Below are 16,689 nucleotides of genomic sequence, written 5' to 3' on the forward strand. Positions count from 1 at the left end.
TAGAATTGGATAGGTATTTTGAAAATGAATTTGGTAAACCTGATCAAAAAAACATCCGTGATTGCAATCGCCTTAATCGGTTTTGTGGCAATAACTGCGAATGCGAAAGTGTATAAAATATCCACACTATTGCCCGATGGCACTTATTCGGTAACACAGCTCAAAGCTGCTTCAAAAGCCATTGCCGAACGTACAGAGGGACGGGTAAAAATTAAGATATATCCTGGCGGTGTGATGGGTGACGATAAGACGGTAATGAGTAAAATCCGTATTGGTCAGTTACACGGTTTTCAAGCCAATGGTGGTGCGCTAGCGCCTTTCTATAAAGATGCACAGGTGTACAACACTCCACTCGCGTTTAACAACTTTGATGATGTTGACAAGGTCCGCAAAAAGCTGGATGCCAATATTGTTAAAGGTTATGAAGACAACGGCTGGAAAACCTTTGGCGTAATCGAAAGTGGTTTTGCTTATGTGATGTCCAGCAAAAAAATTCTTTCCATTGAGGATTTGAAATCTTCTAAATTGTGGCTTCCCGCAAATGACCCTATCTCTGAAAAAATCTCGAATGCCTACGGTGTTTCAGCCATATTCCTGGGGATTGGTGATGTGTTAACGGCGTTGCAAACCGGAGCGGTTGATACCATTATTGCGCCGCCTGTTGCGGCATTAACCTTACAGTGGTTTACCAAGGTCAACACCGTTACGGATATGCCATTTATGTACACTTATTCGGCTATCGCTTTGTCAGCGAAACACTTTAAGAAAATGAGCCCGGCTGATCAGGCAATTGTGGAAGAAGAGCTAGGCAAAGTCAGTACTGCAATTGATGGACAAAACCGAAAGGACAACCTGAGCGCGTTTACTGCGTTGCAATCTCAGGGCTTGGAAATGTTAAAGCTTTCCGTTGACGAAAAAGCGTCAATCAAAGCGACATCTGACAAAGCTATTAATGTATTGATCAAAGACGGCGAATTTTCTCAGTCAGCCTACGATCAATTTATCAAAGTCCTAGAGACTCCCTAAAAAATAAAATAGTGTGTAATGTCTTTTTTTAAAAAAATCGGGAATGGCTTCCATCAGGTTGAAATTGGCCTGTTGGTGGTGATTCCCATCGTTGCAGTTGTTCTCTCCGTTCTTCAAATATTTTTGAGGAATTTCTTTGAATCCAGTCTTCCATGGATTGACCCTATCGTCCGAATTACGGTGTTATGGATCGGTTTGTTAGGCGCAATGATTGCAACACGGCACTACGAACACATCTGTATCGATATCAGTTCCCACTATCTGAGTAAGCCACTATTAAGTATTGTTTATCGAGTTATTGCATTGTTTTCCAGTGCAATATGTGGCCTGATGGCCTATCACAGTATTCGATACGTAATCGAAGAACGCGCTTATGAAAGCACGATGTATGCAGATATTCCGTCCTGGCCATTTCAAGCCATTATCCCAATTGCTTTTGCCGTTATGTGTTTACGTTTTTTTATTCAGGTTTTTAAAGTACCGACTTTACGACTGGAAGGAGAACGATAAGCATGGGCTCATTACTTTCCGGTTTGCTCGTTATTGCGGCGCTTATCGGCGTACCAATTTTTATAGTCATTCTTGCAGCGGCAGCTCTGGGGTTTTCGTTCGCTGAAATTGATTTGATGGTATTGCCCATCGAGTTGTACCGTATTACTGAGTCACAGGTGTTGATGGCTTTGCCAATGTTTGCATTGGCCGGTTTTTTATTAAGTGAAAGTAAAACCGCAGATCGATTAGTTCGTTTGTCTCAGGCTGCTCTGGGCTGGATGCCGGGCGGGATGATTATTATCGCGCTACTGACCTGCGCATTTTTTACCATGTTAACGGGTGGTTCCGGTGTCACCATTGTTGCATTAGGTGCTTTGCTTCATCCTTCATTGTTAAAGTCTGGTTACAAAGATAAGTTCAGTATTGGTCTCATCACCACTTCTGGAAGCTTGGGTTTGCTATTACCGCCAGCGATTCCATTGATTTTATACGGCATTATTGCGCAACAAATGGATATTGCCGATGTGTCCATTTCTGACTTGTTTGTTGCTGGCCTTGTGCCTGCCTTTCTGATGATCCTTGCTTTATATGGCTATGGGTTGTGGGCTAATCGAGATGTCAAAATCCCTTTGGTTAAATTTGATCGGAAAGAATTTTTCTCTGCTCTGAATGATGCTAAATGGGAGCTTGCTATCCCGGTTGTGATTCTCGGTGGGGTCTTCAGTGGTGTTCTGGTCATTTCCGATGCGGCTGCAGTAACCGCCTTGTATGTGCTGATTATTGAAGTGTTTGTGTATCGCGAAGTATCTATTTCACGGCTGCCGAAGGTGATGAAAGAAACCATGGTCATGGTCGGCGGGATTATTTTGATTCTCGGCGTGGCAATGGCATTCACAAACTTTTTGGTTGATGCTCAGGTTCCCGAAACCTTATTCGACTTTATTCAGAAACACATCGAGAACAAATATACATTTCTCATACTATTAAATATTGTGCTTTTGCTGTTGGGCGCATTACTCGATATTTTTGCGGCGCTGGTAATTATGGTGCCGCTGATCTTGCCGGTAGCGATGAGTTACGGAATTGACCCGGTTCATCTGGGAATTATTTTTGTGGCCAACATGCAAATTGGTTACTTTACGCCTCCTGTTGGTATGAATCTGTTTATTGCCAGCTATCGGTTCAAGCGTTCAATTCACGAACTATACATCGCGACTCTGCCGTTTATGGCTGTGTTGCTCATGGTGCTTTTTGCCATCACTTATATTCCGACCCTGTCGCTATTTCTCATAGGTAAATAGCGGCCAGAACGTCTGGTGAAAAATGTTAAATGGAATTTTGCTCTGGCGAACAATCGCTGGTATAAAGTCCAAAACCTGCTGACCGGGTGAGCTATTCGTTTCTCCGGTTTATAGCAGTTCCATTAAGTGTTAACAGGCCAATATTAAGATGGAAAGACGCGAACCGACCATATCCACGCTCAAACCGGATGCCGAAGATGCACAACGCCACCAGTCAAAAGGGGCTGCTCCTCGCACAGGAGGTGGCAAGCCTGCACCTGCGGCGTCCCGCCCTCAACCTACCTATGCACAACGTCCGGTAAAAGTACGTACTTCGCCTCTTGTGCCTGTGGCTTTTTTGTTAGCGATTACCGGGCTTGGGTTAGCGGGCTTTGCTTATTGGCAGCTTATGCAGGCCCAGAGCAGTTTGATGTCGGCAGAGCAGCGTATTGCCGATTTGGAGAAAAAGCTGGAGCTGACTGACGATGAATCTTCGGCTTCGCTCACAGCCGTACAGGCTAAGCTCAAGTGGGCGGATTCGGAGATACGTAAGTTATGGGGGGTTTCCTATGACAAAAATCGTAAAGCCATTGCGGAAAACACAGAAATACTTAAGTCGGTTAAAAAACAGGCTGCTTCGCTGGACGGCAAGGTAAAGGACGCTGTGAAGAAGGCGACCGCGGGTGTCGATGGTATGCAGTCCCGGCTTGAATCAGTGGCCAACCGCAGTCAACAGCAGCAAACTCAAATGCAAATGCTTACCGATCGTTTAACCCAGCTGGAGGATTTGGAGTCAGGCCTGGAGAAGCGAATTGCTGAAAATGAGCAGGCGATTAAAGCCATTGATTCCTTCCGACGCTCGGTAAATCGGCAGATTTTGGAATTGCAAAGCCCCGGCGGCACACCTTAGCTAAACTCTTTCGGTATACCTCGTTTGTTTCAGCTTAATCAAATTTTCTTTCGTCGAGGGGTGTAGAATACCCCTCGTTTTTAATCATATAACTGGGGCTAGTTATGACTACAATTGTCCGTCAGCAGGACTTAATCGACAGCGTTGCCGACGCTCTGCAGTTTATTTCTTATTACCATCCAAAAGATTTCATCCAGGCGGTACACGAAGCCTATCTGAAAGAGGCCAACCCGGCGGCTAAAGACGCCATGGCTCAAATCTTGATCAACTCTAGAATGTGTGCCGAAGGTAAGCGTCCAATCTGTCAGGACACCGGTATTGTGACGGCTTTTGTCAATATTGGTATGGATGTCAAAGTCGAAGGTGATATGAGCCTGGACGATATGATTAACGAAGGCGTTCGTCGTGCCTATAACCACCCAGACAATGTGCTTCGTGCATCAATTTTGGCTGACCCTGACGGAGCACGTAAAAATACTGGCGACAACACGCCCGCAGTTATTCACTACAAAGTTGTACCTGGCAATAAAATTGATATTCATGTCGCGGCAAAAGGTGGCGGCTCTGAAGCGAAGTCCAAATTTGCCATGCTTAACCCTTCCGACAACGTTGTTGAGTGGGTTCTTAACATGGTTCCGCAAATGGGTGCGGGTTGGTGTCCTCCTGGTATGCTGGGTATTGGTATTGGCGGTACAGCTGAAAAGGCGATGTTGCTCGCCAAAGAAGCCTTGTTGGATCCAATTGATATCCATGAGTTACGCGAAAAAGGTGCTGAGAACCGTGCGGAAGAACTGCGCCTGGAACTGATGGAAAAAGTGAACGCTTTGGGTATTGGTGCTCAGGGGCTTGGTGGTTTGACCACCGTGTTGGATGTGAAAATCAAAGACTATCCAACCCATGCGGCAAATAAGGCAATCGCAATTATCCCTAACTGTGCAGCAACGCGACATGCGCACTTTACTCTCGATGGTTCTGGCCCAGCGTTGCAAACGCCGCCAAACCTGGACGATTGGCCCGAAGTTACGCGCGAAGCCAGTGATTCTGTTAAACGTATCAACCTGGACACCATTACCAAAGATGAGTTGGTGGACTTAAAGCCGGGGGATACCGTATTACTTTCCGGTAAGTTATTGACTGGCCGGGATGCAGCTCACAAACGTTTGGTGGATATGATTGAAAAGGGTGAAGAGCTGCCCGTCGACTTTACCAATCGCTTTATCTACTACGTTGGTCCAGTTGACCCTGTTCGTGACGAAGTGGTTGGCCCTGCCGGCCCGACTACCGCAACCAGAATGGATAAGTTTACCCGCACTGTGCTGGAGAAAACCGGACTCATTGGTATGGTCGGTAAATCCGAGCGTGGCCCGGCTGCAATCGAAGCCATTAAAGACAATAAAGCCGTTTATCTCATGGCTGTTGGTGGTGCTGCTTATCTGGTTTCCAAAGCGATTGTGGGTTCGAAAACCCTGGCGTTCGCAGATTTGGGAATGGAAGCGATCTACGAGTTTGAAGTAAAAGATATGCCTGTGACTGTCGCCGTGGATACCACTGGTGAGTCTGTTCACCAGACTGGTCCAAAAGTCTGGGCAGAAAAAATTCGTACCCAAAATATCGAAGGTTAAGTTGGCCTTAACCTGCTACTGTCCTATCAGAAAAGCGCCAGTTAATGCTGGCGTTTTTTTTGAGGCAAATTTTTCTGGGGGATGTAAATTGTCAGGATCCCTTCTGGATTAAATTCTTCTATTACCCCTTCCTCAGGTTACTCAATACGGGTATTTATTATCAGGTATGTTTGCTGACAAACTTTTTTGTCTCAGACCTTGTGTCATTTAATCCTTAATTTCATTTATTCCCGTTCATTGACAATCATTAAAACGCTATAACACTAAAATGCTTAAAAAAGCCGTGAAAGTATATGCCGGGCTATAAGTGATTTACGTGTTTTTAACATTGCCATTTTTGTTTAATTTTTGGCGTCAAAATTATCTGTATTCGCATAATCTTCTTGAGCCATGAATCACGTACTTCTACGCTGATAATTAACGGGTAGATAAATAAGGCTGTTGAGGTATGGAGCTGGATAAAGATAGCAGTAAGGATCTAATGGATGCCTTCTGGGATTTGCGGGACGAGATCGAACATACACTTTTAGTCTTGGTTAAAGAGCCCTGTCAGGAAGGGATTAACAGGTTGTTTCGTGCCATCCATAATATCAAGGGCAATGCCAGCATGTTGGGCTTGACCCGTATTGTCGACTTCACCCATGAAATTGAAGAAGTTGCTGGCGGTTTGCGACAAGGCAAATATGCGCTTACCGATGCGGTATGTGAAACTATGTTGTTGGCTCTGGATAGATTACATGATCTTCATCAGCAGGAATTGTATGGCAAGAAATTTGATTACCTGCGCATAGATGAATTGAAAATTCTCTTCCAAAAAATGGCTGTTGCTAAAAGCCATGAAGTCAATGATATTGCTTTGCAAGCGTTGAACGTAATGGGGGCGGGAATTGCACAAATCGACGGTGGCTACTTGCCTGTTCCAGAAAGTTACCACCCTTTTTCAATCGAATCGTTGCCCGAAGAACAGCAGGAAGAGAAAAAATTACATGATCTTTTTTTCTTCCAGGAACTTGCTCTGCAATTGGATTTGAAAATCGAAGGTTGGGAAGGGCGAAGTATTCAGATGTTTGACTGGGCAATGAAAATGAATTTATTGTCTGGCAATTTAGTCGATGCAGAGCAACTCGCGGCGGCAACCTATGTACATGATTTGGGTTTGGCGTTATTACCTCGGAAGTATTGGGAGGGGAAACTCGATTTTAGTCCACACGAGCTAGAGTTTGTCAAAAACCATCCCGACTGGGGGTATAACCTCTTGGTTCGAATTCCGGGATGGGAAGAGGCTGCAACAATGGTGCATCATCATCGTGAGTGTGTTGATGGCAGTGGTTATCCAAACGGTTTGAAGGGCAACGAAATTCATCCTGGAGCCAAGATCCTTGCCATCCTCGATGCATTTTTTCTTTTAACGAAAGGGCGTGTCGATAGCAGTGCCAGACATTCTACCGTGCGAGCGGTATCTACCATTAACGCCCGAGTTGATACGCAATTTGAAGGGATGTGGGTGCAGTGCTTTAATCATATGATCCGTAAAGAGTTACAGTACGGCAATGTGTAGCTGTTAATAAGCGAGGAAGACAATTATGGCATCATTAAAAAATCAGTCTTGCGAAGCATGTCGTATTGATGCTCCCAAACTCACGGCAGAGGAATTGGGAGAATTAAAAAACGAAATTGCTGATTGGCAGATTATTGAAGTTGAGGGTGTGCCACAACTGCGACGCGTTTTTACCTTTTCGGATTTTAAGCAAGCAATGGAATTTACCCATCGTGTGGCGGAGTTAGCTGAAGATGCGGGGCACCACCCGGCTATTCTCGTTGAATGGGGAAAAACTGAGGTGAGATGGTGGACCCACAAGATAAAAGGATTGCATAAGAATGATGCGATAATGGCCGCTAAAACCGACGACCTGTATACGGTTTAGGCTAAACTTAGGGTATAGATATTCGGGGTTAATTCCCCCCGTATATAAGGAATGTATATGCCCGTAATAACAATAAAATCTTTGCCTTTTGATGGTGAAGTCGATATCCCTTATGTTTTAAGCCACATTACTGAATCTTTGTCTTTATCTACACAGGTTGATGCTGAGCACATTCATGTCAGCTGGGAGTTTTTTTTGCCAGGGCATTATGCCAAGGGTGGAAAAACGCCGCTAATACAACCGTTGAGCAACCACCCTGTCATGATTGAAATATTGATTCCTGACTTTCATCGGAAAAATGTGATTGACACAATGATGGAATCTTTAGCAGACAGTATTGCTTTGCACACTGATGTTGCCCGCAATAATATTCTTATTACGCAAAAACTGGTCAGCTCAGGTCGGGTTTTTGATAACGACGAAGTGGTCCAGTGGTAACGTGTTGGTTTGAGTTTTTATAGTAAGACTTCCAGGCGTTCCTGCTTTAATTTCGTGGTAATGTATTCATGTGCTTGCTGAATGGCTTTCAGACAGTTTTTTAATTGTTGTTGCTCGATAGGTGAGAGTGTCGCGAGCGAGATGATGTCTGAATTGTTGTACTCGCCAAGTTGATTACGCCAGCGCAAGCGATTTAAAAAACGCCACATTTCTGCGAGACTTTCCCGGTCGAGATCAATAAATAAAGACGCCTTATTTTGCAATAGTAAGCGTTCAGTTGTCGATTGACCGCTGCAATGATTCTCAAGTGAAATAACTCTGGCAATATTGTTTAGGATAGTGATGCCGCCTAATTTAATATTTATTCCGTCTTTATAATTAGGTGTTTTCTTGAGTATGAAGTTGTTAAATAACCCTAGCGGTATCTTATGCTTTCTTGTTGATTTTGCCAGTTTAGTCAGGAAGCTGAGATTGTTGATAAGCGTCGCCCTCGCTTTCTGACTTTCTGAAAATAGGGCTTCATCACCAAAAATAAAGCGTGAGTCAAGAATGGTTCTGGCAATCACTAAACCATTGCCTTTGGGTTTGGAAATCCAACTTCGGTAGAGTTCTTTTAGTGAGTTGGGTGTAAACTGAAAGGCTTTATTGCTGGCCACAACTTTCTGTGAACAATATCGAAATCCACATTGATTTAGCGATTCGCATATAAATTGGGTGAGTTTATTAAAATAATGCTCTTCTGCTTCTGAGGGTGTTCTTTCGATTAGCAAAGCATTGCTTTGTACTGAATCCAGTAGTGCTTCGTTTCTAGCGAAGGAACCAAAGGATATCCAAGCGAAACGCATTGACGGAGCGCCGTATTGCGCTGTAAAAAAGTCAAACAGTGTATGACTGACGTGATCGCTGACTTGAGATAAAAAATGGCTGGCGATATCAAAATCACCTAATTTTTTTGCATAGTGAGAGAGGTACGACGGTATCTTCTTGCAGGTTTTTATCAGGTCTTCAACGTTTCGCGCCTTGTTGATCTCGCCCATGAAATATAACAGATTGTTTTTTTGCAACCGAAACAAGTCCGTGGCGGATATGATTCCAATGGGTTTCATATCGTGTTTGCTGACTATGGGTAGATGATGAATATTTTCTTTCCCCATTAACACCAAAGCTTCCATTATGCTTTTGTGTTCACTCAGCGTTGTCGGTGACGGTGTCATAACCATGCAAACAGGGTTGTCTAAATTCAAGCGTTGAGCTAGAACTCTGGATCGTAAATCTTTGTCGGTTAAAATACCTGTGATTCTTTGCTCGTCGGTTACCAGTAGAGAGGATACGTCTTGTTCTGCCATTATGGTGGCAGCCTGAGCGATACTGATATTCTTCTCGCAACTCACTGGGGGCCGTTGGCATACATGACTTACCTTTCTGTGTAGCCAGCTTCTGCCGAGAGAGTGCTCGCTGTATTCGTGTAAACGTTCATGTATCAATTTGGAGAAGTAGGCATAGAACGGTTGGTTTTCCTGGCAAAGTTGTTCAAAGCGCTCTCGGTGAATACAATAAATTAAGCCTTCTTTTTCCGTTTTGATTGTCAGCGATTTACGCTTGCCAGAAATAACCTCTCGATAACCAAACAAGTCTTTTTCTGAAAGAGGAGTGTGGAAATCATGTTCTGTTAACAGAAACTCTCCGCTACGAATCAGGAATACTCCTGGTCGGTGGAGGTCAATTAATTTGTTGGCATTCTGTTGGGTAACGTAAATAACGCTTATGTTTTTGCAGAGCTTATCCAGCGCTTCAATCGTTAAAAGATTAAAGGGCGCTGTAACTTGTAGAAAGTCGAGAACCTGTTCAGAAACTTGATTGGACATTGACAACCTTATAAATTCGCCTGTTACACCTGCGGCATATTTATTGTTACAGCTTGGTTTTCAATGATCTTGTGCCGGGTCAAACCAGCGGGACAATTGCCTATTTTATTTAGTTATAAATTTTACTTAAACTGAAGGAAATGGTTTGAATGTTTTTCGCAAAATGGATAAAGCCACAAGCCTTGTAGTGTAAGGCTTGTGGGAGGGTAGGTTATACGTGAATTATTTGATCATCCAGAAGTGCTTGTCCGTTACACATTCTTAAGCGTCCTTCTGCGAACCATAAAATGGCTCTGGGGTAGATCACGTGTTCCTGTTCGAGTACTCTCGCCGCCAGCATGCTTTCTGTATCGCCATCAAGTACCGGTACACGGGCTTGAATTACTGCTGGTCCGCCATCCAATTCCGCCGTTACAAAATGAACGGTAACACCGTGTTCTTTGTCTCCGGCTTCCAGCGCTCTTTTATGTGTATGTAAACCTTGATATTTGGGGAGTAAAGATGGGTGAATATTCAGCATTCTTCCCAAATAGTGATTGGTGAACTCCGGGGTTAGAATTCGCATGAAACCCGCGAGTACCACCAAGTCGGGACAGAAGCTGTCGATTACCAACATCAGTTCCTGGTCAAACTCTTCCCGGCTATTGAAATGTTTATGGTCGAGTACCTTGGTTGGGATTCCATGATGCGAGGCGCGTTCCAGGCCTCGCACATCTTCCTTGTTGCTGATAACTGCGCAGATCTCAATCGGCAATGTGCCCGCTTCCTTTTCATCGATAATCGCTTGCAGGTTACTCCCGCTTCCGGAAATAAGCACCACGACTCTAAGTTGTTGGTCGCTCATGAGTATTTGTTTTCCTCTCCGGGTTACAGGTTAACCAGCTCTACTTGTTCTTCACCATCTTGTAACTCAGCAATGTGACCGATGACAAAAGCTTCTTCGCCTTGTGCACGGAGGATTTCTATTGCTTTGTCGGCGGTTTCTTGTGGTACGGCAACGACCATACCGACACCACAGTTAAAGGTTCGGTACATTTCCCGGTCTACGACATTACCTGCACTTTGTAGCCATTGGAACACTTCAGGAAGCTCCCAACTGTTGCAGTCAATCACCGCTTTGGCGTTGCCGGGTAATACGCGAGGAATGTTCTCTAATAAACCGCCACCGGTAATATGAGAAAGCGCGTTAACTGGAGACTGCTTCATGAGTTCCAATAGCGGTTTCACATAGATGCGGGTAGGTTCCAATAGGGCTTCACCAAGAGTGCGGCCAGCCATCGGCATAGCCAGGTCGGCTTTCGATACCTCTATAATTTTTCGAACAAGTGAGTAGCCGTTGGAGTGGGGGCCACTACTGTTAATACCCAATAAGGTGTCGCCAATATTGACTGCGCTGCCATCCAGGATTTTTGACTTTTCAACGATACCCACGCAAAAACCAGCGAGATCGTAGTCTTCGCCTTCGTACATACCAGGCATCTCGGCTGTTTCGCCGCCAACCAGAGAACAGCCAGAAAGCTCGCAACCTTTGCCAATACCATCTACTACCTGTGCTGCCACATCAACAGAAAGCTTGCCCGTTGCATAGTAGTCAAGGAAGAACAATGGTTCTGCGCCGCCGACGATCAAGTCGTTGACACACATGGCAACCAGATCGATACCAATGGTATCGTGTTTGTTCATATCCATTGCCAGTTTGAGCTTGGTGCCGACACCGTCCGTGCCAGAAACTAAAACCGGTTCCTCGTAACCCTTGGGTAATTCGAATAGGGCACCGAAACCACCCAGCCCAGCGAGAACCTCTGGTCTGCGAGTGCGTTTGGCCACGGTCTTAATTCGGTCAACGAGTTCATTACCTGCGTCAATGTCGACACCGGCGTCTTTGTAACTTAGGGATTGCGGGTTTGAAGATGAGGAATCAGTCATAGAATCAATTTCACTTATTCGAGCAATATAGCAACTCAAAGGGGCTTTGGTCAGAAAAGGCGCAATTTTACAGACTCTAAGGCCTTTCGTCATTATCAAGGCTCAAGTCAAATGGAGAAAAACAGCAATTCATGCTTGGTCAGAACTTGCTACAATAGCCGCGCTAACACTTGGAGAAAAATAACGACATGAATCAGGCTCGCTTAGCTAATATTGGTCTGGCCATCATTTTCCTGCTCGCCCTTGTCGGCTTGGCTATCGACTGTGCTGCTCAACCCGTAGACCCTTATTTTAGCGCGGATATCCCGGTGCGTTCTCAGGATACGAAAGAACGGCAGTATGCAGCGCAAAAAGGCATGCAAGAAGTTCTGGTTCGCTTGTCTGGCAGTGAGCAGGTGTTGCGCGATGAGCAGATCCAACAGGCGGTTGGTCAGGCGTTACGGTATGTTGAGCAGTTTCAATATCGCCCCATTACGGATCAGGATCTTTTGGATCGGGGCTTGGAGGAGTTTATTAATTTAACCTTCTCTTCCACCTTGCTGGAAAGTCTCCTTTCAGAATCGAAGCAGCCATATTGGCCAGTGAACCGGCCCTCAACTCTGGTATGGCTGGCTGAAGACAGTCTACAGGAGGGAAAGCTTCTACTGAATTCATCCACTCCCCACGACATTATTGATAGCGTCAAAGCGGCAGCAAAACACCGTGGGTTGCCAATTCAATTTCCATTACTGGACCTTCAAGACCAGATGAATCTATCGGTTGATCAGGTATGGCAGCTCGATGAGCAGGCTATTGTTGATGCTTCTGCTCGCTATAATGCTGATGTTATTTTGGTTGGTCGTTTTTCCACCACGTCTCAAGGTCAATATTTAATTACCTGGCAGTTTTTCCACAAAGGTGATACCCAGGTTTACGATAGCCGCACCGACGACGTGGCGGTGATTGGTACAGAAGGGGTTGTCCCTTTGGTTGAGTATTTGTCTGCCCGTTACAGTCACATTCCGCAATATAGTGATGTACCGGGAATGATCATGCAGCTTTCTGGTGTTGAAACTTTTCGGGATTATCGTAAGTCTCTGGATTACCTTGAGGGCTTACCCATGATTTCTGATGTTGCAGTTGACGCGGTAAGGCACGATACTTTGCTACTGCGCCTGACGACGACGGCGAACGCAGAAAAGTTTATTAATACGCTACAGTTAGATAATAAAATTCGTCCACGCGAGCAGCTTCCTGAAGAGCGTTTGTTATGGCAGCGTAGAGCGCCAGGAACTGAAGAAAACCCGCTGGATTATGTTTGGTCGGTTAATTAATGTGAAGTAGAGAAGGCTGAGACTTCAATGAGTAATTCATCACCTGTACAACTTAGTTTGCATGTGTCTTTAAATGACGAGGCGACATTTGAAAACTTTTATGCCTCAGGTGAAACGAATGCTCAAGCTCGCCAGGCATTGGAGATGTTTGCCCGGGGGGAGGGAGAAAACTGCCTGATGATCTGGGGGGCTCGAGGTTGCGGTTTAACTCACCTGTTGCAGTCTGTCTGCCACGATGCCTCGGAAAACAATATCACCATCCAATATATTCCCATGCGCCATATGATTGGTTATTCAGCCGAAGATATATGTGAAGGCCTGGATGGCGTCGAGATTGTGTGTGTTGATGGAATTGAATATATCTGCGGGAATCGGGAATGGGAATTGGCGCTGTTTCATTTGTTTAACCGAATAAAAGACGCAGGCCATAAAATTCTAATATCGTCCCACACCAGCCCGCCTTCACTGCCAATCCTATTGGCGGATTTGAAATCGCGTCTGCTTGGCTGCGTGATCTATCACATTGAAAGTCTGAATGACTCTGGTAAAGAGGAAGCGTTGGTATTGCGGGCTTCGGCCAGAGGAATGGAGATGCCGGCTGAGGTTGCCCGTTTTATATTAAGCCGGGCGTCACGGGACACAAATGAATTGTTTAACTTTTTGCATCGCCTGGATGATGCATCCCTCCAGCATCAGCGAAAGCTTACCATCCCTTTCGTTAAGGAAATTCTGAATCTTTAGCGGCTTTCTCATTTAGATGATATTGATCTAGTTTCTCCCGCTTTTACCTATTTTTATTATCAGTTGCCTGGACAATCTTTGGCAGCCTACAAACGTTTTCAGCTATATTTTATAAACTGGGTCTGCCCTTGGTTATGGCACGGTTACCCTTTCATTTGCCCGTAAGATCCGAGCTGACAATATGGTTGAGGTCGAATTATTTCGCATGCCTGCGTATATACAAATGTGTAAAACCTGTTATTTGTGCGTCATTTTTCGTGCGGCAGGTTGTTGGGTATGTACCCTCTTGTTGTTGGTGTCCAGTAACTCTCTCAAAGCAGAAAATATTGATGATGGTAATACAGCCGATGTTATGGTGGTTAAATATTGGGCTGAAGGGTTGTCGCCAGGTATTCGTCCTTACCTTACTGAGTTGATACGTCAGGCGCTTATCGCCACAGAGGCTGAGTATGGCCCCTATCGTTTGGATACCAATCATCCGCAGTTAAGTTCTCTGCGTTCAATGAGGGAAATGGAAAAAGACGGTAGGTTGAATTTGCAGTTTTCCAATAGTTGGCATAAAGGGGCGGAGCAGGTAGAGCAGATTATTTACCCTTATACCAACGGTTTGCTTGGGCTGCGTAAGTGTTTGATTCGAAAAAATGATCTCGAGTTTTTCGACACTATTACAACATTGGATGAGTTTAAAAAAATTCGTATTGGCCAAGGGGTGGGGTGGCCGGATAACGATGTCTATCGTGGTGAACATATCGAATTATATGAGGCGAAAGGTTATCAGGCATTATTTCCGATGTTAATGCATGGCCGGTTTGAATGTATTCCGCTTAGCGTGTTGGAAATTGAGGGAACGTTGAAAGACGCTCAGGTGGAATATCCTGACATGACTATTGCGCCCAATTTCTATATTTTTTATCCAATGAATTTAAGTCTTGTTGTGACCGGCTATAGGGAAGATATCGTCAGAAGAATGCAGGCTGGGTTTAAAAAAGTAATTGGCAGTAAAAAACATATTAAATTGTTGAATAAGTTTTATCCAAACATTACGCCTGATGCTGCTGTTGGACCCGTAAGTGTTGTTTTCCTGCATAACCCGAATTTAACACCACATGAAAATGACAATAAAACTCAGGCAATGAGAGAAATTTTGCGTTTTTATTAGTGTTTTTTTGAAATCCGTATTAATTTTCGTATTAATAATTTAATGTCAAAAAGTGTTTGGTTTTATTGGGTGGGAATATAGGTAGCTTACTCACGAAAAACAGTAAGCTACCTGTTGTTTGGCTGTTTAGGGTGTTACACATTCAATACACTGGGCATAAACTTGCAAGCCTGCTTGTGCTTTTTTTGAGTTTTCCCGGAGTATGGTTAATTCTGCGCTTTCATTTAATCTTTGCAGGCCAGGGATATTGGAAATCTGTATCGAGCTGTCGAACAATTTTGTTGTGGCTGTCTGGGCCTCCTGCATAAGCGCCATCATAAATTGTTCTGAAGGGGTTAGTGGTCGTCGAATAGTTTTTACGGTAAATGTGTTTAGGCCTTGCTCTGATGCGGCGTGGGCTAATACATCCTGCAGTGAACCAAGGTTATCAATAAGCCCTAACTCCAAAGCATTTTCGCCGGACCAGACCCGCCCTTGAGCAATTTGATGAATATGCTCTGGTGACTGATTTCGTGACTCGGCAACAATGGATAAAAATTTGCTGTAGATGTTTTCCACACCACTTTGCAAAATGGATTTTGCTTCCGGTGATAGCGTTCTGTCTGGGCGAAATGCGTCAGAAAGAGGGGTTGTGCCGACACCGTCGGTAGATATTCCCAGTTTGCTAAATGCACGGGTAAAGTTAGGCATTATGCCAAATACACCGATAGAGCCGGTGATGGTTGAGGGTGTGGCCCAGATTTCATCACCAGCGGTGGCCATCCAATATCCGCCGGAAGCGGCAACACTGCCCATTGAAATATAAACTGGTAGTCCGCGCTCCCGTAATTCGAGAATATCCTGACGTATCACTTCCGAGGCGAATGCGCTGCCTCCCGGGCTGTCGACCCGAATGACCAGAGCACTTAATTCGTCATCATTGCGGGCTATTTCAAGTAGTTCGGAAAAACTGTCTGAACCGATAACATCGTCACCGTGGTAGCCGTCGTATATCGCGCCCTGGGCCACGATTAAACCGACTTTGGGGTCGCTGCTTAGTTGTTTTGATAATTTAACGTGCTGTTGTATTTCTGCTGCACTGACGTAAGCAAAACTGTCTGAGTGTTTGCTTGTGCCAAATTTTTCGATCAGTTTATTGCCGACTTCTCTTTGTGTGGCCACCATGTCCACCAGTTTTTTCTCAAGCGCGTATTGTGCTGCGCTGAGTTTGGCTGATTCAATACTTGCGGGCATGTCGATAATATATTGATCTAGATCGCCATCATTTAGCCCGCGAAGGCTTTCAACTTTTTTGGTGTACCTTTGCCAAAGCTGTGAAACCCAAAGTTGGTTATGTTCGCGCGATGCTTCGGACATGTCATTACGAATAAATGGTTCGATGGCGTCCTTGTATTGGCCTACACGAAAAACATTCACGTCAATTGAAAGCTTGTCCGCGGCATCTTTTAAATAATTTCTATAGGTGCCATAGCCGGTTAAAAATACGGTGCCCAATTCATTTAAATAAATTTCGTCGGCGTAACTTGCCAAGTAATACTGCTGCTGAGAATAATTACCTGAAACTGCAATAACCGGTTTGCCGGTTTGTTTGAAGGATTCAATAGCCTGACCGATTTCTTCAAGCTTGCTCAATCCGCCGCCATATAGATAATTCAGGTTTAAAACGATTCCTTTCACTTTTTGGTTGTTTTTTGCGGCTTGAATTAACTCAATTAATTCTGTGACCGATGTTTCTATTTCCATGTTTTCGCGTTCGCCCAATAATTCCATTGGTGATGCCTGATAGCTTTTTTGGTCGACAAGATATCCGGTAGGGGCAAGTACTAACGCGCCTTCTTTATCAGCTTGCTTGAGTTCTGGTTGAGACAGGATGGAGGAAATAATCGCAACGACGAGCAGCAGTACGAATATATTGAGAATAAGGTTTCTCAGCAAAGTAATACTCTGCCAGATTTTTTTGAATAACCAAAATACCGCTTTCATGGATCTATC

General features: G+C 44.6%; 15 protein-coding genes. 11 read left to right on the forward strand and 4 right to left on the reverse strand.

From position 1 onward, the window contains the following. Window positions 1-24 precede the first annotated feature (24 nt). The 8 genes from dctP (at window position 25) to P5V12_RS00490 (ending at window position 7,693) form a co-directional block, all read left to right on the forward strand. A complete protein-coding gene (gene dctP, locus P5V12_RS00455) occupies window positions 25-1,026 on the forward strand; it encodes a TRAP transporter substrate-binding protein DctP (protein ID WP_316955271.1) in 1,002 nt (333 codons plus the stop codon). A gap of 18 nt (window positions 1,027-1,044) precedes the next feature. Next, the gene (locus P5V12_RS00460) at window positions 1,045-1,536 is read left to right on the forward strand and encodes a TRAP transporter small permease (protein WP_316955272.1); all 492 of its coding nucleotides are present in this window, start codon (window positions 1,045-1,047) and stop codon (window positions 1,534-1,536) included. A gap of 2 nt (window positions 1,537-1,538) precedes the next feature. After that, window positions 1,539-2,819 (forward strand): TRAP transporter large permease subunit, encoded by a 1,281-nt coding sequence (locus P5V12_RS00465; protein ID WP_316955273.1) that lies wholly within the window; start codon window positions 1,539-1,541, stop codon window positions 2,817-2,819. Between the two features lie 148 nt (window positions 2,820-2,967). After that, complete coding sequence (locus tag P5V12_RS00470; RefSeq protein ID WP_316955274.1) at window positions 2,968-3,708, forward strand: hypothetical protein; 741 nt, start codon at window positions 2,968-2,970, stop codon at window positions 3,706-3,708. Between the two features lie 104 nt (window positions 3,709-3,812). Continuing rightward, window positions 3,813-5,330 carry a fumarate hydratase gene (locus P5V12_RS00475; protein WP_316955275.1) on the forward strand — a complete coding sequence of 506 codons (1,518 nt, stop codon included), beginning with the start codon at window positions 3,813-3,815 and terminating at the stop codon, window positions 5,328-5,330. A gap of 448 nt (window positions 5,331-5,778) precedes the next feature. Continuing rightward, complete coding sequence (locus tag P5V12_RS00480; protein WP_316955276.1) at window positions 5,779-6,888, forward strand: HD-GYP domain-containing protein; 1,110 nt, start codon at window positions 5,779-5,781, stop codon at window positions 6,886-6,888. Between the two features lie 25 nt (window positions 6,889-6,913). Next, window positions 6,914-7,255, forward strand: coding sequence for a 4a-hydroxytetrahydrobiopterin dehydratase (locus P5V12_RS00485; protein WP_316955277.1), 342 nt, complete (start codon window positions 6,914-6,916; stop codon window positions 7,253-7,255). A gap of 57 nt (window positions 7,256-7,312) precedes the next feature. Continuing rightward, on the forward strand, window positions 7,313-7,693 hold the full coding sequence (locus P5V12_RS00490) for a hypothetical protein (RefSeq protein WP_316955278.1): 381 nt from the start codon (window positions 7,313-7,315) through the stop codon (window positions 7,691-7,693). 17 nt (window positions 7,694-7,710) lie between these two features. Here the strand turns inward: P5V12_RS00490 and P5V12_RS00495 are convergent, their stop codons facing one another. The 3 genes from P5V12_RS00495 to purM form a co-directional block, all read right to left on the reverse strand. Continuing rightward, window positions 7,711-9,558 (reverse strand): putative nucleotidyltransferase substrate binding domain-containing protein, encoded by a 1,848-nt coding sequence (locus P5V12_RS00495; protein ID WP_316955279.1) that lies wholly within the window; start codon window positions 9,556-9,558, stop codon window positions 7,711-7,713. Window positions 9,559-9,769: 211 nt separating this feature from the next. Then, window positions 9,770-10,402, reverse strand: coding sequence for a phosphoribosylglycinamide formyltransferase (gene purN / locus P5V12_RS00500; RefSeq protein ID WP_316955280.1), 633 nt, complete (start codon window positions 10,400-10,402; stop codon window positions 9,770-9,772). 23 nt (window positions 10,403-10,425) lie between these two features. Continuing rightward, a complete protein-coding gene (gene purM, locus P5V12_RS00505) occupies window positions 10,426-11,484 on the reverse strand; it encodes a phosphoribosylformylglycinamidine cyclo-ligase (RefSeq protein WP_316955281.1) in 1,059 nt (352 codons plus the stop codon). 188 nt (window positions 11,485-11,672) lie between these two features. On the opposite strand from purM, the gene P5V12_RS00510 reads away from it, so the two are divergent. The 3 genes from P5V12_RS00510 (at window position 11,673) to P5V12_RS00520 (ending at window position 14,697) form a co-directional block, all read left to right on the forward strand. Then, window positions 11,673-12,797, forward strand: a complete 1,125-nt coding sequence (locus P5V12_RS00510; protein ID WP_316955282.1) for a DUF2066 domain-containing protein — start codon at window positions 11,673-11,675, stop codon at window positions 12,795-12,797. A 27-nt stretch (window positions 12,798-12,824) separates the two neighbouring features. Then, window positions 12,825-13,538: a DnaA regulatory inactivator Hda gene (gene hda, locus P5V12_RS00515; protein WP_316955283.1), complete on the forward strand. Its 714-nt coding sequence runs from the start codon at window positions 12,825-12,827 to the stop codon at window positions 13,536-13,538. A gap of 181 nt (window positions 13,539-13,719) precedes the next feature. After that, window positions 13,720-14,697 (forward strand): hypothetical protein, encoded by a 978-nt coding sequence (locus tag P5V12_RS00520; RefSeq protein ID WP_316955284.1) that lies wholly within the window; start codon window positions 13,720-13,722, stop codon window positions 14,695-14,697. A 126-nt stretch (window positions 14,698-14,823) separates the two neighbouring features. Here the strand turns inward: P5V12_RS00520 and sppA are convergent, their stop codons facing one another. After that, complete coding sequence (gene sppA / locus P5V12_RS00525; protein ID WP_316955285.1) at window positions 14,824-16,680, reverse strand: signal peptide peptidase SppA; 1,857 nt, start codon at window positions 16,678-16,680, stop codon at window positions 14,824-14,826. Window positions 16,681-16,689 lie beyond the last annotated feature (9 nt).

This window comes from Teredinibacter sp. KSP-S5-2 (genome assembly GCF_032773895.1).
In the GTDB taxonomy this organism is placed as follows: domain Bacteria; phylum Pseudomonadota; class Gammaproteobacteria; order Pseudomonadales; family Cellvibrionaceae.